Here is a 20,391-nt window from a genome sequence, read left to right on the forward strand (position 1 = left end):
TTCCTCCTCCGTTTTACTGCGGCGGACAGGCGCTTCGCTCCGCAACACAAGGTCGCGTAGCTCAGCTGGATAGAGCATCTGCCTTCTAAGCAGACGGTCACAGGTTCGAATCCTGTCGCGATCACTTAAAGCAGAAAGTCCATTACGCGAGTAATGGATTTTTTTATTTTAAGAAATGTCAAAAGCCACAGGGTTTTGTAAATGTATTGAAATGAAAAAACAACTGCACCAGCAGTTGGCCTTTCTATTTTCACATGGGGTTGCAAAGGAAAACCGAATGTAATGAGGTAATCCTAGTGCCATCACATCATTCAAGAAACCACGCTCAAGGTGTGGTTTTGTATTTCCGGAAAGGATGAAAGCGATTAGCTTTCAGAACGGTCTGGAAATGCAAAACACGATAGCGATAGCTATCTGGTTTCTTAATTGCAGCAGGGAGAGTTATCAGGAAAACCGTCTTTGTCCTCCATAGTGTAGCGGAGGAGGAAGGTAATCCTGTGGGGCAGGATGCCAACGCACCAGCCACGCCTTCGCGTAGCCGCTATGGCAGAGCGAGGTGGCCCTTCACTATCAAAGGTCTACCAGACCTTTGACTACCGTTCAGTCCCCTGTCGCGATCACTTAAAAAGCTTAAGCTCAGAAACTTCAAATAATTTCGTGATCAAACTTTTGACTTTAATGATGATGTTAACATAATTGTTGGTGATAATGAAAGTGCTACGATTTCGGTTCTTGAAGCTATAGAAATTGTACTCAATTGTGTTTTTAGAGGGAGGCTGTTGTCTTCTGAACACTCTAAATCTCTTTTTAATCAGGATTGATAATATTTTCGCAAAGACTTATACGCTTCTCCAGCCCATAAAACCGAAGAGGCAAGGAGGAATAATACCATAAAATCAACTAGCTGAAGCGATTGAAAATGAAAAATAGAAGCAAGAAAAGGAACTTCTGTAACAAATACTAACAATAAAATTGAAACACCTACTGCAAGATTAATATACTTATTTGAAAATAAGCCAATTTCAAATATTGATTTGTTGATAGATCTCAGGTTAAACACATTAAACAGTTGCGTAAATGCCATGACAATAAACAAACCTGTACGGGCTTTTTCTACATTTTCATCCATGTAATAGAAAAAGGTTGTCAATGAAAGTCCGACCATCAAGAAAACATTGATGAACAGAAATGGTAATACTTCTCTGTTCAAAATATTCTCATTTTTAAGCATTGGTTTAGCTTTCATAATCTCTCCATGTCCACGTTCAGTGGCCAATGCTATATCGGTAACCCCATCGGTTACCAGATTGAGCCAAAGAATTTGTGTTGCCGTTAAAGGAAGTGGCAAACCTAATACGATAGAAACGAGAAGTGTAACACTTTCTGCAATATTAGTCGTTACCAAGAAAAAACTTGTTTGTCGAGAATTCGCAAACACAATCCTACCTTCTTCCACGGCATTTACAACAGTGGCAAAATTATCATCGGCGAGTACGACATCTGAACTGTTCCGGGCAACGTCCGTTCCCATAATCCCCATTGAGATTCCTACATCTGCTTTTTTTAAAGCAGGCGCATCATTAACTCCATCACCGGTCATTGCGATGAGGTGCCCCATAGCTTGTAACCGTTCTGCAATTTTTAGTTTCATTGTTGGTGTAAGTCGGGCAAAAACGGAAATACTCCTAATAGCATCATCAAATTCATCTTCATCCAATTGAAGCAATTGCTGTTCGGTCAATGCCATAACTTCGCTTTGATTTTCATCTCCAATTATACTGCTTACTTTTGCAATTGCAACAGCCGTATTTACATGATCGCCCGTTACCATGATAACACGAATTCCCGCCTGTTTACATTTTTCCACGGCCTCTTTTGAATCTGCCCTAGGAGGATCAATCATTCCCACTATCCCTACAAATACCAGGTTGTCAATAGCTTCTACGTCAATTTTTTCTGTCCCCTGTTTTTTATAAGCTACTGCAATTACGCGCATAGCATGATTTGACCATTCGGATATTTTACCTTGGATTTCAATTTTTTGTTCTTGGGTCAATTTTGATTCGCCATGAGGAGTTAACACAGATACCGAGATTTTTAATAATTTTTCGGGAGCACCCGTTACATAAAGCTCCTGATGATTTTCTTCTTTTATTAAAGTAGCTCTTAACTTTATATTTGAATCAAAAGGGAGGTCATCTATCTTTTGTTTTTGAAAATATTTAGCTTGTATACCTCCTTTTCTTGCCAATACCGACAATGCTCCTTCTGTAGGGTCGCCAATCAACTCATAGGTGTTAGTTTCTTTATCATGACGGAGTTCTGAATTATTGGAAACGGCAGCTATTTTCAATAGTTTTTGTAGTTCACTATTTTTATTTGCATCAATAATAGCATCTTCTTGCATGAAGTTGCCTAAAGGAAACCATCCTTCACCTGTAACAGTATAATCTGTTTCTCCCGGAATAAATACTTTTCTGGTAGTCAGCGAATTTTGTGTAAGGGTTCCTGTTTTGTCTGTTAATATTGCGGTAATTGCACCTAAGGTTTCTGTTGCTGTAAACTCCCGGACAATAGCATTTCGTTTTGCCATTCGATGTGCTCCTATAGCCAAAACAATAGAAATTACCGCAGGTAACCCTTCTGGTATTGCAGCTACCAATAATGCAATAGAAGTAAGGAGTATTTCTTCTATTTCAAAATGTCGATAAAAATACCCGATTAAGAACATTAGTACAGCACTGGTAATTGCAATAACCGACATTTGTTTTGCCAAAACATCTGTCTTTTTATTAAAGGAAGTTCGGGTCTCCTCTATATTACCTAGTGTTTCAGAAATGCTCCCAATGGCTGTATTTATTCCAGTTCCGGTAACAATTGCTTTAGCATAACCACGTGCTACAAAAGTGCCTTTCCAAACCATATTTTTTCGGTCCGCCATAGGCGTTTCTATCGGATATTTTACTTTTTTTTTAGAAACGGGAAGAGATTCACCAGTCAAGGAGGCTTCAATAGTTCTGAGATTTTTAGATTGAATAATTCTAGCATCTGCAGAAATACTATCTCCATCCTCTAATAGAATTATATCGCCCAAAACAAGCTGAGAAGATGGTATTGTAAATAATTTACCATCTCGTAACACTTTAGCCGTTTTCACTATCAATTTTTTCAAGGAAGTAATGGCTTTTTCTGCACGATACTCCTGTGAAAATCCAATTCCTGCATTAACAAAAATTACAGTTATTATAACCCAGGTATCTACTAAGTGCCCTGTTAACCAGGATATGGCAGCCGCAAAAATTAATATGATAACCAACCAGTTTTTAAATTGTTTTAGCAATAAAAGAAAAAGTGAAATGGTTTTACTTTCAGGTAATTCATTTGGTCCGTATATTTTTAGCCGATCCTGCGCCTCTTTATTTGAAAGCCCATAGTAGTTACTGTTTAATTCATTTACGATTTCTTTCGCAGATAGCGCATGAGGGTTTTCAATTGTTTTGGTCATACTCGGGTAAATTATTGTTTTATATCTTCGAGTTCCATCTTTAGAATTTCTTCCATAATGTCTTCCATTGTAGCGATCCCACGAAAGCTGCTGATTTCATCAATTACCAAAGCCATGTGCAATTTTCGATTAACCATTAAGTTCAGTAAATTGTCTAGTTTCATGGATTCTTTAACCACAATCAGTCTGTTTTTACTACACAAATCTTCAATCATTGTTTTATTTGTTAAAGGGACTCCAATTAAATCTTTGGCGTATAAAATTCCCTTGATTTTGTGTTGATTGCTGTTATATATTGGAATACGACTAAATCCTTTTTGTTTTATAACCTCAAGTACTTCCTTATTAATAGTAACATGTGGTTCTTGAAAAAACACATTTTTAAGGGGAATCATAATATCTGCAACCTTTAGCTCGGAAAATGAAAGGGCGCCAAGAATAATACGTTCTTCGTCTTTATCAATAATTCCATCTCCTACATCTTTATGATATTTTATAATTTCACCCAATTCTTTTTTGTCCCATAATACAGGGGGTTCTTTTCCTATTAATTTATCCAAGATCCATGCAATAGGAGCGGTAATGGGATAAAAAATGACTAATGATATCCAAACTAACCAGGATAAATTTGCTCCCATCTGAAGGGCATATCTTGGAAAAATAGCTTGCGGTAATATTTCTCCAAAAATAAAAATAAGTGCTGTGGCTATTGTGGCAGCAATCACTCCTGAGGTAATGCTTCCTAAGAATACAGCCATAATAGTATAGGAAGCAACGTTTCCCAGTAACAGTGTACACAACAAGAGGTTACTGTTTTTTCTAAATTTATAAACCTTCAGGGCATTTTGGTCCCCAAGATGTATTTTTCGCTCCAATGTAGTTAGTTTGATGCTGAACAATGCTAGTGTGAGTCCGGCAAATGTTCCGGAGAGGATAACCAATAATACTACAATGACAAGATTAAACCACATTTAAATATTGAGATGCTGGAATGTGCTTTCAAAAGTAAGACACTTGTTGAGTAATTATAATGACGAATATCATCGAAATCAAAGATTTGGGTTGTTGATTGATGGTTTGAAATACTTTATATTTAGAACAAGTAAAATACCGTTTCTCTATGTTAGAATTTTTTCTTACACTGCTCGGGTTAATAGGTCTATGGTTGGGTACTGAACTAGTAATTAGAGGCGCAGTGAACATTGCAAACTATTACGAATTATCTCAGGTTTTTGTTGGTGTAGCAGTTTTAGCTGTAGGTACGGATTTACCCGAAATGGTTATTGCCATAAATGCCTCTATTCAAAATGTATTACAAGGTGTTAATACTTCAGGAATAATTATTGGAAACGCTATTGGGAGTAGTTTTAGTCAAATTAGTTTGGTGCTGGGTATAGCAGGCTTACTAGGTTATCTTACGCTTAGCAAGCGGCATCTTTACGAAGATGGAATTGTGCTATTAGGCGCTGTTCTGTTGCTTATTCTTTTAGGCTTTGACGGACAAATTACCAGAATAGAAGGCATCGTATTAATAGTAGTTTACGCTATGTATTATTCCAGGTTAATACATCAAGAACGTTTAGGTCAAAAAATAAAAAAAAAGTATGATAAGGGTATTAGTATGGATATTTTATATCTCATTCTAGGTATGGCTATCGTTATTTTCGCCTCAGAAATAGTAGTTGATAATTCCGTGAAGTTTTCAGAAAAACTTGGAATTCGACAATCTTTTGTGGGAATTATTATTATTGGATTAGGAACCAGTTTACCAGAACTTGCACTTTCTTTAAATGCTGTGAGAAAAAAAGCGATCGGATTGTCGGTTGGTAACCTAATTGGCAGTAATATTTTTGACTTATTAATTCCGGTCGGGACAGGAGCTATTATATCAGAACTTAAATTTGAAAGGAGCTTGATCTGGTTTGATTTTCCCTTTTTATTTTTATTATCATTTATTGTACTTTTCTTCTTTAAGAAAAAGAAAGGACTACAAAAAATTGAGGCCGTTATATTAATTGGAATATTTGCGCTTTATGCTGCTTTAAAAGTTGTTGGTGTGTAAATGTCCCTTTTTACTGCGATTATTATCAGTTTCGAGTAAAATTTTTAGCATAATTTTATAAAGAGTTTTTGGTGAAGTTTGCTGTTACTTCTGCAATTGAAAGACTGACAGGTTTCTTAATTGACGTAGTTAGCCTTTCTATTTTCACATAGGAACGCAAAGGAAAAGCCACAGGGTTTTGTAGTGTTCTATAAAATTCCTCATTAATGATACCAGCATATTAAGCCCTAAAGGAAGAATCCCTTACAATCAGATTTGTTTTAATTTTAACAGTTTTGGTAGTTATGGTATTTTTCTGATTCACGATTTCGTCAATCAGATATTTTACCGCCGTACTACCAATTTTCTCCCCGGGTTGGTCAACCGTTGTGAGTGCCGGATGAATAATCGTGGAATTGACAGAATTACTAAATCCGACTACTGCAACCTCTTCAGGAATCTTGATCTTATATTTGTTAAGCGCTTTTATGGCTCCAATGGCAGCATTATCGGTAATTGCGAAAATGGCATCAGGCCTTTTGTTCATACTTAAAAGAATGTTAGTCAAACGACGTCCGTTGACCAAGGAAATGTCCTCGGTACCCAATATGATTTTTTCGTCAACTGGCAATCCATGTTCCTGAAGTGCTCTTTGATAACCAAAGAACCGTTGTTCGGAATTGTACGAATTCTCGGTTTCCTTAATGATGGCTATACGCTTCTTTCCAAGATTGATAAGATGTTCAACCGCATTGAAAGCTGCTCCCTCTTCGTCAATTACGATTTGAGTGCAGGGAATTTTACCGGAAACCTTATCAAACAATACTAATGGAATCCGGTTTAAAACTTGCAGCACATCATCAACAGTTGAAATACTTCTTGCCAACGACAATAAAATACCATCAACCCCGAATTGCATCATTGTCTGTATCATTTCGGCTTGTTTTGTCTCGTTGTTTTTGGATTCCGAAACAATGACCCGATATCCACGTATTTCAGCTTCCTCCAAAATACCCTTTAATATGGTAGATGTGTACAGATGCGAGATGTTCGGAACAATAACGCCGAGAATATGGCTTTCTTGAGACCGAAACCCTCTGGCAAAGAGATTGGGAACATAATGCAGTTGTTTGGCCAGACTTACTACATTTTCTTTTGTTTTTTTACTTATATCGGGATGGTCGTTCAAAGCTCTTGAAACCGTTGAGATTGATAAACCAAGTACTGCGGCCAATTCTTTTAATGTGGTATTCTTTTTTTTTTGCATCTATCGATAAAATATTCCGTGTCAAATATAAATCATTCTTAAAAAATTAAAGTCAATTAAATTGCAATCGTTTCCGCAAACGATTGCATAAGAATTTCATAGGTTTTTTGTAAAAACATTATGACATTTATATATTTTTAACTGGATATTCGTAATTTAACAAAATGACACCTCAATTATTTACTAATAAAAAACCAAGATTATGAAAAATTTTATTTTTGCGGTAATCGGTCTTCTGGCAAGCGTGAGCTTATTTGCACAGACCGAGATTACCGGAACCGTTACTGACACAGATGGTACCCCAATCCCGGGTGCCAATATTGTATTTTCAGGTACTTCAATTGGAACCACCTCAGATTTCGATGGTAACTACACACTGGAAACCGAGCTTAGCGGTGAACAGACCTTAATGGCATCTTATCTCGGATTTACCACAGCAGAAAAGAGTGTCCAACTTTCAGGGACATCTATAACTGTTGATTTTGTTCTGCAAGAAGGAGGCCAGCAGTTAGAGGAAGTTGTTTTAACAGCGTCAAGCACATTTCGTAGTCAGAAACAGGCTCCGCTCTCTATAACTTCTGTAAAACAAGCTGATATCGTAAAGCTCTCAGCGAACAGCCAGGCTGATATTCTTAGAAGCGTACCCGGTATTACGGCAGAAGGTGGTGGTGGTGAAACGGCCAGTAACATTTTCGTAAGGGGTTTGCCTTCTGGAGGTCAATATGTCTTCAATCCACTTCAATACGATGGTATGCCTTTAATTAGTAATTTCGGATTAAACTCTTCTGCACATGACGTTTACGCCAGACCGGATATTGGTTTTAAAGGTGTCGAATTTGTAAGAGGTGGTGCAGCCGTATTATACGGTGCAGGCTCAGTTGCTGGAATTATTAACTATACCAGTAAGACTGGAGATTCCAATCCGGGTAACATCTTAAACTTGGAAGTAGCAAACCAAGGGAGGATTAGAACCGACTTTTACAGCGGAGGACGCCTTGGGGGCGAAGATTCTAATACCTTCTATGCTTTTACCGGTTTTGTCAGGCATGATAGGGGGCCCATAGAAACAGGCCTGCCCACAAAAGGGGTGCAATTCAGGGCAAACATTAAAAAGAGATTCGAAAATGGCTCATTTACCATACATGGTCAGTTTATAAATGACAAGGCACAATTTTTCCTGCCATTGCCACTTTCTGGTGGAAACAGGGAACGTATTAATGGAAATGATGGTAATCCCGTAGAACAATTACTGACAGGTGAATTGGCAAACACCTCTTTTAATACTCCGGGAGGAGTATATAACAGCCCAATAGCTGATGGTGTTTCAACCACAGGTGGATTAATCATGGGAGAATTTGACTATCGATTTTCTGATGACCTTCGCTTTAAATCAAAAGTGAGGTATGCCAATTACAAACACAATTTTGCCTTGTACGTTGGAGGCAATGGGGATAATGGAAACCCTATTACACTCGATAATTATGTAGCGAGTATCGCTCCCGGTAACCTGGGTTACACAGCAACTTACCAGGGTGGTGATCCGAACAGTCAAATCAATGGCTCAGATTTGGTAGTTGATAATTTGCAAGTTGATCGCATACGGCCTATGACCGATTACTCCGGAGAATTTTCGCTGATACAACAAATCAATACTAATAACGGGGGTAGCCATAATATTACATTAGGCTCATTTATCGCCCGAACAGAGGCAGAGGATATTAATTACCAGTATCGTGCATTGACCGAGTTCAACAACCAGCCCCGATTGGTCAACCTAAACTATACGGCCCCCTCAGGAGCGAATGTCATTTACTCCCAAGGTGGACTATACAATAGAATTGGGCAGACTGCCAATAATTTTCTATCACAAAACAGAGTCGCATTTTACCTAACAGATGAAATGATATTTGATCGTTGGCGTTTTGACGTTGGTTTTAGATGGGAACATACCGACGGTATCAATAACCGCGGAGGCATAACATCGGAAACAGTTTATACCGATCCAGATTTGACACCTGAACTTAGCGATGTACAGTCGGCCGATGGCTCTTTTTTGAGAACCGAAGCAAAAGCGTCAGCATGGGCATTATCCCTGGCGGGTTTATATGAATTAACAGAATCAACCAACTTATACGCCAACTTTTCCAGAGGTTATTTCTTTCCTCAACTTAGAGGAGTCGCTCCAGTTCCCGGTATACCAGAAAGCATTTATGACGCTGAAAAAATCATACAATTTGAGGCTGGTGCCAAGTTTGGAAACGCAAAGTTTAGAGGTTCGGCAGCTGCTTATTATGTGACATTAAAGGATAGGATTTCTATTCGTCAGGCCATAGTTGGGGGAGTATTGGTAGATGAGACCAAATCCACTCAAGATACGCGTACCTTCGGTGTTGAGGCAACTGGGGATTATCAAGTAATTGACAATCTAAGCCTTATAGGCTCCTTAACATATCAAAATCACGAAATTACCAAGAATATCAATGAAGATTTGGTAAATGGCGGTTCTACCGAAGCAAATGTCGGCAATGAATTGGCAAGACAACCAAATTTTCTTGGCAACTTGGGAATATATTATGATAATAGTAAGTTCGATGCCAACTTCGGTTTGAACTACACCGGCAAGAAATTTACTGACGACGTAAACAATATAGAACTTGATGCCATTAGCATATTTCGACTCGGTGTAGGATATACCTTCAGCAATCCGGATAGGGACGAAAGATTTAGATTAGGGTTATCGGCATTCAACTTATTCGATAGTTCGGGAATTACGGAAGGTAATCCAAGAGCAGGAGCTGCTGGAGCAACAGAGGGTGAATTCTTTTTTGGACGGCCCATTTTACCCAGAAGGTTCTTTATAACCGGAACCATCAATTTTTAAGAAAGTTTGAGTTAGTTTATTACGAGCTCATCACTACTTATTTTACTATGATGGTGATGAGCTTTTTTTATTAATCGAATTGTACACACATGAGGCTAAATATTGCTCTATGTCATTTCAGGGTAGGAGAAACCGATGGTGTTTCCTTGGAAATGGACAAATGGAAAGTAGTAATGGAAAAACTCGGACATAAGGTTACCTATGTCGCAGGTTCAAAGGGTACATTGAAGGACGTGCAAATTATTGAGGAGCTACACTATAATGATGCCACCAATAATAAGATAGTTGAGAATGCTTATATCAAGTTCCAATCGTTTAGTAGCCAACAGGCACTTAAAGAAACCATTGAAGAGGAGGCAAACTCAATTGAGCTAAAACTAATAGCTTTAATAGAAAAGAATTCTTTTGATATCCTTATTGTAAATAATATGTTCTCCTTAGGTTGGAACCTTTCTGCGGGAATCGGTTTTTTCAATGCCATCAAAAAAACAAAGGTGGAATGTATTTGCCACCACCACGATTTTTCTTGGGAACGTGAAAAATACAATAACCCAACGTTTCCTTTTATAACAGAGATTTTAGAGGAATATTTTCCTCCCCGGCATGAAAGGATTAGACATGTTGTTATCAATAGCATTGCGAAAAAAGAATTGTTGAAACGGAGGGGTATTGAAAGTACCGTAGTGCCCAATGTATTCGATTTTGACAATAATTGGATCATAGACTCCTTTAATGCTGATTTTAGGGATACTTTCGGTATAAAGGAGAACGATTTGATTTTTCTCCAGGCAACTAGAATTGTTCAACGCAAAGGAATAGAATTGGCCCTGGATGTTGTCGCGGAACTAAATGCCAATAAACATCAATTGGCAGGAAAGAAAATGTATAACGGACAAATTTTTAATTCCAATAGCAAGATTGTTTTTTTGATGGTGGGATTAAACGAGGACCCACCTTACTTTGACAAAATAATGAAATACGCCCATAAAAAAAATGTGGACATCAGATGGGTAAACAATCACATCGATCACGAAAGATCTGAGACCGGAGGCCATAAGAAGTATTCCCTTTGGGATGCCTATGCCCACTGCGACATTGTTACCTATACCAGTCTATTGGAAGGTTGGGGCAATCAATTTATAGAGGCTTTAGTGGCCAGGAAAATTATCATCAGCTATCAATATCCCGTTTTCGTAACTGATATTCTTCCACTTAAGTTTCATACCGTAGACCTTGGGAATGAACATACCTTAAAAGAAAATGGATTGGCATCCGTAAAGCAATCGATTATATCCAAAGCCGTTAACAGTACCTTAGAACTCTTAATGGATGCTGATAAGTATCGAAAACAAACAGCCGAAAATTATGCTATCGGCAAGATGAATTTGTCAATGGATGCATTGGAGAGATTATTAAAATCCATTGTTAAATGAGAGATAGAGCCATCGAAATATTGAATGCCAATTGGAGGGACGGTTATACCATACCCAGCAAAAATCTGTATCCTTATCAATGGAATTGGGATTCCGGTTTTATTGCCATAGGATTGGCCCATTATGATATGGATAGGGCTCAAAAGGAATTGGAAACCCTTTTAAATTCACAATGGGAAAATGGCTTTATTCCCCACATCATCTTTCACAAGATAAGCGAAACTTATTTTCCGGGTCCAAACTTTCACAGGGCAGATTTACATCCTTTAGCCAATAAGAAATACCCTTCAACTGGTATGACACAACCACCGGTATTGGGTTTTGTCTTGGAACGGATTTACGAAATTGCCAAGAACAAAGCAGACTCTTTACGATTTATCAAAAAGAACATTGATAAGGTCTATAAGAATCATCATTATTTTTATAAACACCGCGACCCCAATAATGAAGGTTTGGTATATATCTACCATAATTGGGAATCCGGGACGGACAATTCGCCACTTTGGGACCCCATTTTCGAGACTATCGATGCTCCGGAATACAATTTTGAACGTAGGGATACTTCAATTATAGACCCATCGGAACGCCCTACAAAAAGGGAATACGACTATTATCTGCATATTATAGATATTGCTAAGGAACACAACTATAGTGACAATAAAATTGCTGAATTCTCGCCTTTTTTGGTACAGGATCCACTATTTAATTCCATGTTGATCAAATCCAATAGGTCCTTGATCACTTTATACAAAATGATTGGCGGCAATGAAGATAAAATTGAACAATTGGAACGCTGGCAAGTTAAAAGTTTAAGCTCCTTTAATTCGAAACTCTTTGATGAGGATTTAAGTGCCTACATCCATTATGACCTAAGAAACGACAAACCGATTCGATTGGTGAGTTCTTCATCTTTTTCGCCATTGTTTGCTGGTATACCCAATAAAGAACAAGCTGAAATCCTGGTAAAAACCATGATGGAGAAATTTGGAGGGAAAGATATGTATCTATGCGCTTCTTTTGATCCGACCAATAGTAAATTTAATCCTAAAAAGTATTGGAGGGGGCCTGTATGGATCAATTTAAATTGGATGCTCTACCAAGGCTTATTGGATTATGGATACAATGATTTGGCAAATAGAATAAAATCCGATACCCTTGAAATTTTGGAAAAGGTTGGGTTTTATGAATATACCGACCCCAGGAAGACAATTTACAAAGGTAAAGTCAAAGGATATGGAGGTAGCGATTTTTCGTGGAGTGCAGCCCTCTATTTAGATTTAGTGAATAACCAACCTACTATTAGAACCTAATTAAATAATGATTTCACTTCTTAAAGAATGAAAGCCCATGAGCAAGAAATTAGCCAAGGAAAAGATTTTAAAGTCATTGATGTCTTTGTACAGCGAAGATGAAGCAGAATGGGTTTATACGAATATTGAACGACTAGTGGCTAAGTATCAGTCCAAAATAATTGAAGAAGAAGAGCCCTTATCGGAAAAAGATGTTATTCTTATCACCTATGGTGATAACGTACAGCAAGATGGAAAATCACATTTACAAACTTTAAAAAATTTTATTGACAACTACTGTCTGCCGGAAATCAATACTGCGCATCTGTTACCTTGCTTCCCGTATACTTCCGATGATGGTTTTTCGATTACCGATTATTATGAAATTGACCCAAACTTAGGAAGCTGGAATGACATGGAGACCTTAGCCAAATCCAGCAATTTAATGTACGATGCCGTGGTCAACCATATGTCTAAATCATCACAATGGTTTCAGTCGTATTTGGCCGGAGAAGATGCTTATAAAAACTATTTCATTGCTGTTGATCCAAAACAGGATTTATCTAAAGTGATGCGGCCAAGGGCGCTACCGCTATTGACTCCTTTTAAAACAAATACTGGGGAGGAGCGGCATATTTGGACAACTTTTAGTGAAGACCAGGTAGATTTAAATTTTAAGTCACCTGAAGTATTTATTGCCATTTTGGATGTTCTTTTATTTTATGTCTCAAAAGGTGGGAAATTTATACGATTGGACGCCATAGCATTTTTATGGAAGGAAATAGGAACCAACTGCATCCATCTTCCACAAACGCATACCATAATAAAATTGTACAAAGAAGTCCTAAGAATATTGACTAGTAACATTTATTTAATAACCGAAACCAATGTTCCCCATAAAGAAAACGTTTCCTATTTCGGAAATGGAGTCGATGAAGCCGATCTGGTGTACAATTTTAGCCTTGCTCCTTTACTGGTTTATTCCATCATGAAGGGTAAGGTCGAGAAACTATTCAATTGGGCCCAGTCGCTGAAATTACCCAGCAATAAGGTTTGCTTTTTCAATTTTACGGCCAGTCATGACGGAATTGGCATGAGGCCCTTGCAGGGCATTATCCCTGATGAGGAAATTGGTCTTCTGGCAAAGCGCGCTGAAAACCACGGTGGAATGGTTGGATATAAAAATAATGAAGACGGGACCCAATCGCCTTATGAGTTAAATTGCAACTATATGGATTTATTGAGCCATCCCAGTGAAGATAATACGACCCGAATAGCTAAAATGATGCTTACTCAATCCGTAATGATGGCAATGCCGGGCATTCCTGGAATATATTTCCACTCGCTGGTAGGTTCACAAAACTACTACGAAGGGGTCGAGAAATCTGGAATAAAACGAAGAATCAATAGAGAAAAATTAGATTTTGATATCTTGGCTAAAGAGCTTTCCGAAAAGAGTAGTTTAAGGTATCACATATTTACTTCCTTTAAAGAATTATTGAGGATACGCACAGAACAAAGAGCATTCAACCCTTTGAGTAAGGCCGATTATTTTAAATCAGATGACAGCCGCATATTTGTTATACGGAGGATGAATAAGGGAGAAACGGTTTATGCCATTTACAACTTTAGTGACGAAACGGCTGAAATGGATACGCTTTCACAAAATGTTTATGATTTGATAAATAAAAAAGAAGTGGTCGGGAATACATGGAAAATAGAACCCTTCAATTTTTACTGGTTTAAGGCCAATTAGAATTTACTAAGAAAAACGAATAGAATTCAAAAAATATCGCATATGAACTTCCTGGATTATAGTATTGTCATAGTTTATCTCGTAGGATTTTTATCCATGGGCTATTTCTTTAAAGAAAATAAAGATTCCAAGGATTATTTTTTGGGCGGTAAAAGTATGGGGTGGTTTCCTTTAAGTCTTTCCACAATGGCCACCCAACTCTCAGCAATCAGTTTTATATCGGCACCAGCCTTTGTTGGATTAAAATTAGGCGGGGGCATGAAATGGTTAACATTTGAACTCGCCGTTCCCCTGGCTATGATTTTTATAATGGTCATTATTATTCCTCCTTTATTTCGGTCCGGGGTTGTCAGCATTTATGAATTCGTAGAAAAGAGGTTTGCTACTTCAACGCAAATGATCTTAGGAGTCGTATTTATGTTAAGCAGGGCATTAGGAACCGGCGTAATGGTTTACACTATAGCCATTATTCTGCAGGCAATTTTGGATATTGATTTTGTCTATACAATATTGATTATCAGCATTATTACAGTGGTGTACTCATGGCAAGGAGGTATGAAGGCTGTGGTCTGGGGCGATGCTATTCAAATGATTATACTTTTTCTGGGAATCCTGGTCTGCTTTTTCTACGGATGGCATTACATTGGCGAATTTGGTGGCTTTAACGGTTTTGATACCGAAAGACTAAATGTGATCGACTTCAACTGGGGTGTTAAAGAGAATGAAGAATACGGATTATGGCCAATGCTTATTGGAGGATTTTTTCTGTATGTTTCGTATTATGGCTGCGATCAGACGCAAGCTCAACGCCTTTTATCGGCCAAGGATGAAGGAACCATCCGCAAATTACTATTGGCAAACGGTCTTTTGAGATTCCCAGTTGTTCTTCTTTATTGTTCAATGGGGCTGATCATAGGGGCATTGGTGACCATGGCGCCTGAATTTATGGATGATATTGTGGCAATGACCCAGAAATATTTTCCCGATGAATACGCCCAACACGGTGCTAAGGCAGACCTAATGATCCCAATTTTTATCCTAAAATATTTACCCCACGGATTCATAGGGTTGTTAATAGTTGGCATCTTATCTGCTGCTATGTCTTCTCTGAGCTCAACCGTAAACTCTCTTTCGGCAGTTAGTGTGGAGGATTTTTTGAATAAGGGTAAGACAAGATTTACAGGAAAGAAATATATGATGGTTTCGAGAATGTCAGTACTTTTTTGGGGCGCTGTATGTGTTGCCTGTTCATTTTTGTTCGGGGGAAGCAAAAGTGCAGTTATAGAAATAATCAATGCCATTGGTTCAGTTTTCTATGGCCCTGTATTGGTTACATTTATTCTGGCCATGTTTTCCAAAAAAGTTAATCATATCGGAATGAATGCAGGCATTGTGGTCGCGGTTTTAGTAAATTTGATCTTTTCCGAAACCATACAAGGTATTTTTAATCTGGATTTTGGATTTAATATATTTTGGATCTGGCTCAATTTCTTAGGAGTGCTTGTTACCCTTGTCGTGGCCTATGTGGTAAGCTTTCTTACAGGGGGTAGAGTAAAGTCCAAAACAGCAGAAATATCGATCCTTCCAAAGATGTCAGATTTCCGTCAAAAAGAGGTGTATATCCTATTTGCATTTTTTGTTCTCATAATGGTTTTTAGTTACTTCTTGCCACAAATCTTTAGTTAAACGATATGAATATTCTATTGATTCCAGACAAATTCAAAGGTTCACTGACAGCAGAAAAGGTCATTGAATCTTTGTCAACAGGAATACTACGGAACCATTCTGATGCCAAAATATTTTCCGTCCTTGCTTCTGATGGTGGTGATGGATTTTTGGATGCTATTAATAAATATAATCCTTTGGAAAAAATTTCAGAGGATACACTAGACCCCTTAGGGAGGAAAATCAATACCTACTACTTGTTTGATGCCAAAAATGGAACTGCCTATATTGAGCTTGCCAAAGCATCTGGTATTGAGTTACTTACTAACGAGGAGTTGGATGTAATGGAAACCTCTACCGCGGGCACCGGCATTCAGATTAAGCATGCCCTGGCTAAGGGTGCTAAAAAAATAGTAATAGGACTAGGCGGCAGTGCTACCAATGATGGGGGCACTGGAATGGCCGACATATTAGGATATAGATTTTTAGATTTTTATGGTAACGATTTAACTCCTTGCGGAAGGAATCTTGAGCGGATTGCTAAGATTCTAATTAATGATGATTCTTTAATTTGGGCCGATACAGAATTTATCGCGGTAAACGATGTAACCAACCCATTATACGGTGAGGAAGGAGCGGCTCATGTCTATGCCAAACAAAAAGGAGCAAATAGTGAAGAAATTGAATCCTTAGATGCTGGTTTAAGGCATTTGGCCACCATCGTACAAAAAACGATGGGCATAGACATTGCAAAAGTTCCAGGAACAGGTGCGGCTGGAGGTACCGGGTACGGATTGAAATCTTTTTTCAATGCACAGTTTATTAACGGGATCGATTTTCTTTTTCAATTGGCGGGAATTCCGGAGCTATTGGAGCGCGAAAGCATAGATTACATTATAACCGGAGAGGGAAAATTAGATCAGCAAACCTTACATGGTAAATTGATAAAAGGAGTTATGGATATTGCAAATCAACACGGGATACCTTTAATAGCCATATGTGGAATATCGGAGGTTGATATTAAGGTCCTGAAAAATAAAGGATTAAAGGACGTTTTAGAAATTCATGACCCGGCTAAAACTATTAAATATAGTATGGACAATGCTTCTGGATTAATTGAGAATACCATCTTTAAGTATTTTTCTTCCTTATAAGAACCAGAAATTTAAAATCGATCGAATTCAAAGCTCGTATCATTAGCTTTTAGAGATGGCATCTGCAAAAAAAAATCATATTCCCGTGGCGGCATTTTGCGGGGTTGTGGACATTTCTATTGCCAGCCAGGAAGAATTGGGCTTGAACTATGCCGTTTCTATCGTACAGGGCGTTTCAAGTTTGGATCAAGCACTGCTTTCCAGCTATGATAATCTGGTGCAAGCCACTTACAACTTCGCTAAAATTTTAAAAACAGAATAATTGGCAATTCTATGCCGCGAAACATAGGTGGTTAGTTTCTGTTCAATTCTACATTATTTTCAAAACCCACATTATAACCTGGCCGTTCCAAGGAATTATCCCGTTCCTGTATAGCTGGAACAAGTCTTTTGATTACCGGATAGATATATCGCCCCTGGATTTTCAATCGATATAAATGCGTAAGATTTCAGCAAGTTGATTAGTAATTTTATTTTCAAACTATATGCCAACACATTAAAATTGTCAAATTCAGATACACGCTGTTATCAATAGATTTCTTACCAAAATATTAAGAATATTTTTTGTTTAACAATATAAGTTACTGATTAAACATTTTGTATCTTTGTTTAACTATTTCTGGAAATAGATATTAGCTCTTTTCTTCCAGAAACCATAAACACAAAAAGCGATGTTCGGATTATTCAAAAAGAAATCAGAGAAAGAAAAATTGCAAGAGCAATATAAAAAGCTTTTGAAAGAAGCTCATAGCCTGTCTACAACAAATAGGAAAATGAGCGACCAAAAAACATTTGAAGCAGAAGAAGTAATGAAACAACTTGAAAAGTTGAGTTAATTCGCTTTGTTGAAAAATGGCGGCTAATAAAAAACCAGATAATGTAGTTTTCAATCCGGAAACTCAAAAATATGATGCGGCTTTAAAACCTTATGCAACAAACGTAGGAGCACCATTTATTACCGCTACGGATAGCATTGCCTGGAAGAACAGAAGCATCAATAAAATAAATCATAAAGTTCAAACTAAGTATTCAGAATTAAAGGCTGAATACGAGAAAATGATGCAAGAGTTTGAATACAACAATCTCATTTTCGCAGCAAAATTTACTTTTGAGCCCATCGTTGGGAAGATTTACCATTTGTACAAAAAAGAAAATGGAGAATCCTTTCTTTCCATTATAGCACCTAAAGAATGTAGCTTTAATGCATTGGGCAGTTTTTATTTAAATTCAGACCAAATTTGGGAAAAAGTTTAGTTCTGTTATGATAGACACAAAAAAATTGACTGAAAGAGAACCAGACCGCATTATAGAAATGACCCGGGAAGACCGGACTCCTTGGGAGGCTATTCTGTTTCAATTTGGTTTACCCGAAAAGGAAGTCATTAAAGTGATGCGTGGCAACCTTGAAGAATCTGGTTTTAAAACGTCAGAAAGAATAAATCTTGGTTTAAACGTGACTTGCCCTTCAGTACGAAAAGATACGAATACTTGCTACGCAATTAAATAATAGAAGGTAAATAACTCATTGAGAAGAAACAAAAGCATCCGTAGAATGAGGAAGCTTATCTGGCTAATTTAAAGTTCCAGATGTTATCAAAATATAATAACTACAGTTTATAACGAACACAAAAGACCATAAAGAAGTTCGTAACCAATTTTTAGTAATCAAAGAATTCAACATTTTTTCACTCGCAATACCTTTTGAAATTTTAGAATGTATAGGAACAAACTGTAAAAAGGTAGATATCCATATAAGAAGTATAATTACAAGGCCTAAGACTGTATATACATTAGCTAATATTATCACTTGATAACTGGAAATAGCAAGTTGTCCAAACATCAATGGGATTACAATAAAACTAAAACGAGAGGTATATGCCCTATGCCATACAACTAGATTCTCATTGCGATAATAAAGAAAGCCAGGGTATATGATGAGCTGTATTATCCAAATCAATACAACTAATCCAAAATCCAGTAAAAGCTGAATGATAGACAAAGACATTACAAATGTCTGGTGATTTTTGAACTCATTGGTTTGGTAATTGAAAAATAGTAATCGATAAGCTGTCCTTTTTCATCAACCAAATATTTCTGAAAATTCCATTTTACACTCGAATTCTTTTTACCGTTAAGGCTTTTAGAGGTTAGCCACGTATATAAAGGATGTTGCTTTGCCCCTTTAACATCAATCTTCTCCGTCAAAATAAATGTAACCCCAAAATTCACTTCACAAAACGACTGAATTTGCGCAGCATCTCCGGGCTCTTGCTTCCCAAATTGATTACAAGGTGTACCAATGACCACCAATTCATCTGAATACGTATCACTTAATTTTTGCAAGTCTTTATATTGCTTGGTAAATCCACACTCCGATGCAACATTTACAAATAATAGCTTCTTTCCTCTGAATTCTGAAAGTAAGATAGGTGTACCATCTAAACTATTGATAGCGATTTCATATACAGATGCGCTGACTTTTTCAGAAGACATGCCCGGTACTAATTTTGCTTTTTCAATTGTTTTCATATCCTGTATTTTAAAAAAAAATTAGTGCAATCCATCTCAAATTGTTGTCCAGAAAATAAAGGCGCTTTATCTGACAATACAAAAACTGAGTTACAAAGGCACTTTGCACGTGCGACGCATAATCTTCCTGAATTGTTCCGCAAATCCTGTCTCTATAGTATCCTGTTGCAGGATTACTAAAGCAAGATTTTAATGATGTTTAAGGTACATTTAATTCATTTACCTTCAACATATTCTTATATGCCAGAATCCGGTCTTCCTTTCAATCGAATATCAATTCTTTTCTTTTTGACAGTTAACCGCTTCATTATATCCATTAATTCAGGATCCTTTTCCTTTTTATAAATTTCGTTGATTGCTAAAATGAGCCGCTTAGCTTCTCTTGAAGCCCCCACCCTGTCACTCGTAGACATATGACTCATTTTTGCATTTTCAAAAGCTTTTGCTTCATGTAAAATGTCCATCATTTTGAGTTTCGTTCAGTTATTCACAAAGATAATTAAACAAAAAATGGATTACAAGCCTGGCACCTTGATTGTGATTCTTTTAAGATTATGAAAACCATTACTTTTTGGAAAGCCCCACAAAACGAAGCCTTTACGGAATTGCTGTTTTTTTCCCTTTCTTTTCACCGAATCAACTGATTAGCCGAATAATCAAAAGATTTAGTGATATAAAATCAAATAAATTCCTTTAAGGTATTGATCTTGTCGCGATCACCTAAAGTAGAAGGTCTTGCAACTGAATAAAAATGCAAATAACATAGTTTTCATCAGCCTCGTTTTGCATTTTACCGGATTTGATTGATAATAATGTCATTTATTTTAAAAATGTGACATTAAATCCGCCGCTGGATTTTGAAGAACTAAAA

16 protein-coding genes, 1 tRNA gene and 1 pseudogene are annotated in these 20,391 nt (G+C 37.3%); 12 read left to right on the forward strand and 6 right to left on the reverse strand.

Going from position 1 to position 20,391, the window contains the following annotated elements; translation table 11 throughout:
• Positions 1-50: 50 nt before the first annotated feature.
• Positions 51-124, forward strand: a tRNA-Arg gene (locus Q0X66_RS13410).
• 687 nt (positions 125-811) lie between these two features.
• Here Q0X66_RS13410 and Q0X66_RS13415 read toward each other — a convergent pair.
• Together Q0X66_RS13415 and Q0X66_RS13420 are read right to left on the reverse strand one after the other, a co-directional pair.
• Positions 812-3,505, reverse strand: a complete 2,694-nt coding sequence (locus Q0X66_RS13415) for an HAD-IC family P-type ATPase (RefSeq protein WP_297707222.1) — start codon at positions 3,503-3,505, stop codon at positions 812-814.
• A gap of 11 nt (positions 3,506-3,516) precedes the next feature.
• The gene (locus Q0X66_RS13420) at positions 3,517-4,476 is read right to left on the reverse strand and encodes a CNNM domain-containing protein (protein WP_297707224.1); all 960 of its coding nucleotides are present in this window, start codon (positions 4,474-4,476) and stop codon (positions 3,517-3,519) included.
• A 149-nt stretch (positions 4,477-4,625) separates the two neighbouring features.
• On the opposite strand from Q0X66_RS13420, the gene Q0X66_RS13425 reads away from it, so the two are divergent.
• Entirely contained in the window at positions 4,626-5,567 is a 942-nt protein-coding gene (locus Q0X66_RS13425) for a calcium/sodium antiporter (protein ID WP_297707226.1), read from the forward strand.
• A 220-nt stretch (positions 5,568-5,787) separates the two neighbouring features.
• Here Q0X66_RS13425 and Q0X66_RS13430 read toward each other — a convergent pair whose 3' ends face one another.
• Complete coding sequence (locus tag Q0X66_RS13430) at positions 5,788-6,813, reverse strand: LacI family DNA-binding transcriptional regulator (protein ID WP_297707228.1); 1,026 nt, start codon at positions 6,811-6,813, stop codon at positions 5,788-5,790.
• A gap of 202 nt (positions 6,814-7,015) precedes the next feature.
• Here Q0X66_RS13430 and Q0X66_RS13435 point away from each other — a divergent pair, with 202 nt between their 5' ends.
• The 10 genes from Q0X66_RS13435 (at position 7,016) to Q0X66_RS13480 (ending at position 18,498) form a co-directional block, all read left to right on the forward strand.
• On the forward strand, positions 7,016-9,694 hold the full coding sequence (locus Q0X66_RS13435) for a TonB-dependent receptor (RefSeq protein WP_297707230.1): 2,679 nt from the start codon (positions 7,016-7,018) through the stop codon (positions 9,692-9,694).
• 89 nt (positions 9,695-9,783) lie between these two features.
• Positions 9,784-11,127 (forward strand): glycosyltransferase family 4 protein, encoded by a 1,344-nt coding sequence (locus Q0X66_RS13440; RefSeq protein ID WP_297707232.1) that lies wholly within the window; start codon positions 9,784-9,786, stop codon positions 11,125-11,127.
• Positions 11,124-12,437 (forward strand): trehalase family glycosidase, encoded by a 1,314-nt coding sequence (locus tag Q0X66_RS13445; protein ID WP_297707234.1) that lies wholly within the window; start codon positions 11,124-11,126, stop codon positions 12,435-12,437. The genes Q0X66_RS13440 and Q0X66_RS13445 overlap by 4 nt, the downstream gene beginning before the upstream one ends.
• Positions 12,438-12,474: 37 nt before the next feature.
• Positions 12,475-14,172 (forward strand): alpha-amylase family glycosyl hydrolase, encoded by a 1,698-nt coding sequence (locus tag Q0X66_RS13450; protein WP_297707236.1) that lies wholly within the window; start codon positions 12,475-12,477, stop codon positions 14,170-14,172.
• Positions 14,173-14,214: 42 nt separating this feature from the next.
• The gene (locus tag Q0X66_RS13455; protein ID WP_297707238.1) at positions 14,215-15,858 is read left to right on the forward strand and encodes a sodium/solute symporter; all 1,644 of its coding nucleotides are present in this window, start codon (positions 14,215-14,217) and stop codon (positions 15,856-15,858) included.
• Positions 15,859-15,863: 5 nt separating this feature from the next.
• Positions 15,864-16,991 carry a glycerate kinase gene (locus tag Q0X66_RS13460; protein WP_297707240.1) on the forward strand — a complete coding sequence of 376 codons (1,128 nt, stop codon included), beginning with the start codon at positions 15,864-15,866 and terminating at the stop codon, positions 16,989-16,991.
• 55 nt (positions 16,992-17,046) lie between these two features.
• Entirely contained in the window at positions 17,047-17,253 is a 207-nt protein-coding gene (locus Q0X66_RS13465) for a glycerate kinase (RefSeq protein WP_297707242.1), read from the forward strand.
• A gap of 409 nt (positions 17,254-17,662) precedes the next feature.
• On the forward strand, positions 17,663-17,827 hold the full coding sequence (locus Q0X66_RS13470) for a Lacal_2735 family protein (RefSeq protein ID WP_297707244.1): 165 nt from the start codon (positions 17,663-17,665) through the stop codon (positions 17,825-17,827).
• Positions 17,828-17,843: 16 nt separating this feature from the next.
• Positions 17,844-18,245 carry a DUF2452 domain-containing protein gene (locus tag Q0X66_RS13475; RefSeq protein WP_297707246.1) on the forward strand — a complete coding sequence of 134 codons (402 nt, stop codon included), beginning with the start codon at positions 17,844-17,846 and terminating at the stop codon, positions 18,243-18,245.
• Between the two features lie 7 nt (positions 18,246-18,252).
• Positions 18,253-18,498, forward strand: coding sequence for a DUF2805 domain-containing protein (locus Q0X66_RS13480; protein ID WP_297707248.1), 246 nt, complete (start codon positions 18,253-18,255; stop codon positions 18,496-18,498).
• A 497-nt stretch (positions 18,499-18,995) separates the two neighbouring features.
• Here the strand turns inward: Q0X66_RS13480 and Q0X66_RS13485 are convergent, their stop codons facing one another.
• The 3 genes and pseudogenes from Q0X66_RS13485 to Q0X66_RS13490 all read right to left on the reverse strand — a co-directional run bounded on the left by Q0X66_RS13485 (position 18,996) and on the right by Q0X66_RS13490 (position 19,984).
• Positions 18,996-19,520: a glutathione peroxidase gene (locus Q0X66_RS13485; RefSeq protein ID WP_297707250.1), complete on the reverse strand. Its 525-nt coding sequence runs from the start codon at positions 19,518-19,520 to the stop codon at positions 18,996-18,998.
• Positions 19,521-19,530: 10 nt separating this feature from the next.
• A pseudogene (locus tag Q0X66_RS15960) lies at positions 19,531-19,704 on the reverse strand (DUF2237 family protein); the annotation flags it as partial.
• 52 nt (positions 19,705-19,756) lie between these two features.
• Entirely contained in the window at positions 19,757-19,984 is a 228-nt protein-coding gene (locus Q0X66_RS13490; RefSeq protein ID WP_297691439.1) for a hypothetical protein, read from the reverse strand.
• Between the last annotated feature and the right edge of the window lie 407 nt (positions 19,985-20,391).

Source organism: uncultured Eudoraea sp., from assembly GCF_947260015.1.
In the GTDB taxonomy this organism is placed as follows: Bacteria; Bacteroidota; Bacteroidia; order Flavobacteriales; family Flavobacteriaceae; genus Eudoraea.

What these genes read in the sequence shown, in the direction of transcription:
- Q0X66_RS13425 (WP_297707226.1), top strand. Translation starts at nt 4,626, where the DNA reads ATGTTAGAATTTTTTCTTACACTGCTCGGGTTAATAGGTCTATGGTTG.
- Q0X66_RS13445 (WP_297707234.1), top strand. Translation starts at nt 11,124, where the DNA reads ATGAGAGATAGAGCCATCGAAATATTGAATGCCAATTGGAGGGACGGT.
- Q0X66_RS13450 (WP_297707236.1), top strand. Translation starts at nt 12,475, where the DNA reads ATGAGCAAGAAATTAGCCAAGGAAAAGATTTTAAAGTCATTGATGTCT.
- Q0X66_RS13435 (WP_297707230.1), top strand. Translation starts at nt 7,016, where the DNA reads ATGAAAAATTTTATTTTTGCGGTAATCGGTCTTCTGGCAAGCGTGAGC.
- Q0X66_RS13415 (WP_297707222.1), bottom strand. Translation starts at nt 3,505, where the DNA reads ATGACCAAAACAATTGAAAACCCTCATGCGCTATCTGCGAAAGAAATC.
- Q0X66_RS13420 (WP_297707224.1), bottom strand. Translation starts at nt 4,476, where the DNA reads ATGTGGTTTAATCTTGTCATTGTAGTATTATTGGTTATCCTCTCCGGA.
- Q0X66_RS13475 (WP_297707246.1), top strand. Translation starts at nt 17,844, where the DNA reads ATGGCGGCTAATAAAAAACCAGATAATGTAGTTTTCAATCCGGAAACT.
- Q0X66_RS13470 (WP_297707244.1), top strand. Translation starts at nt 17,663, where the DNA reads ATGTTCGGATTATTCAAAAAGAAATCAGAGAAAGAAAAATTGCAAGAG.
- Q0X66_RS13440 (WP_297707232.1), top strand. Translation starts at nt 9,784, where the DNA reads ATGAGGCTAAATATTGCTCTATGTCATTTCAGGGTAGGAGAAACCGAT.
- Q0X66_RS13460 (WP_297707240.1), top strand. Translation starts at nt 15,864, where the DNA reads ATGAATATTCTATTGATTCCAGACAAATTCAAAGGTTCACTGACAGCA.
- Q0X66_RS13455 (WP_297707238.1), top strand. Translation starts at nt 14,215, where the DNA reads ATGAACTTCCTGGATTATAGTATTGTCATAGTTTATCTCGTAGGATTT.
- Q0X66_RS13430 (WP_297707228.1), bottom strand. Translation starts at nt 6,813, where the DNA reads ATGCAAAAAAAAAAGAATACCACATTAAAAGAATTGGCCGCAGTACTT.
- Q0X66_RS13465 (WP_297707242.1), top strand. Translation starts at nt 17,047, where the DNA reads ATGGCATCTGCAAAAAAAAATCATATTCCCGTGGCGGCATTTTGCGGG.
- Q0X66_RS13480 (WP_297707248.1), top strand. Translation starts at nt 18,253, where the DNA reads ATGATAGACACAAAAAAATTGACTGAAAGAGAACCAGACCGCATTATA.
- Q0X66_RS13490 (WP_297691439.1), bottom strand. Translation starts at nt 19,984, where the DNA reads ATGGACATTTTACATGAAGCAAAAGCTTTTGAAAATGCAAAAATGAGT.
- Q0X66_RS13485 (WP_297707250.1), bottom strand. Translation starts at nt 19,520, where the DNA reads ATGAAAACAATTGAAAAAGCAAAATTAGTACCGGGCATGTCTTCTGAA.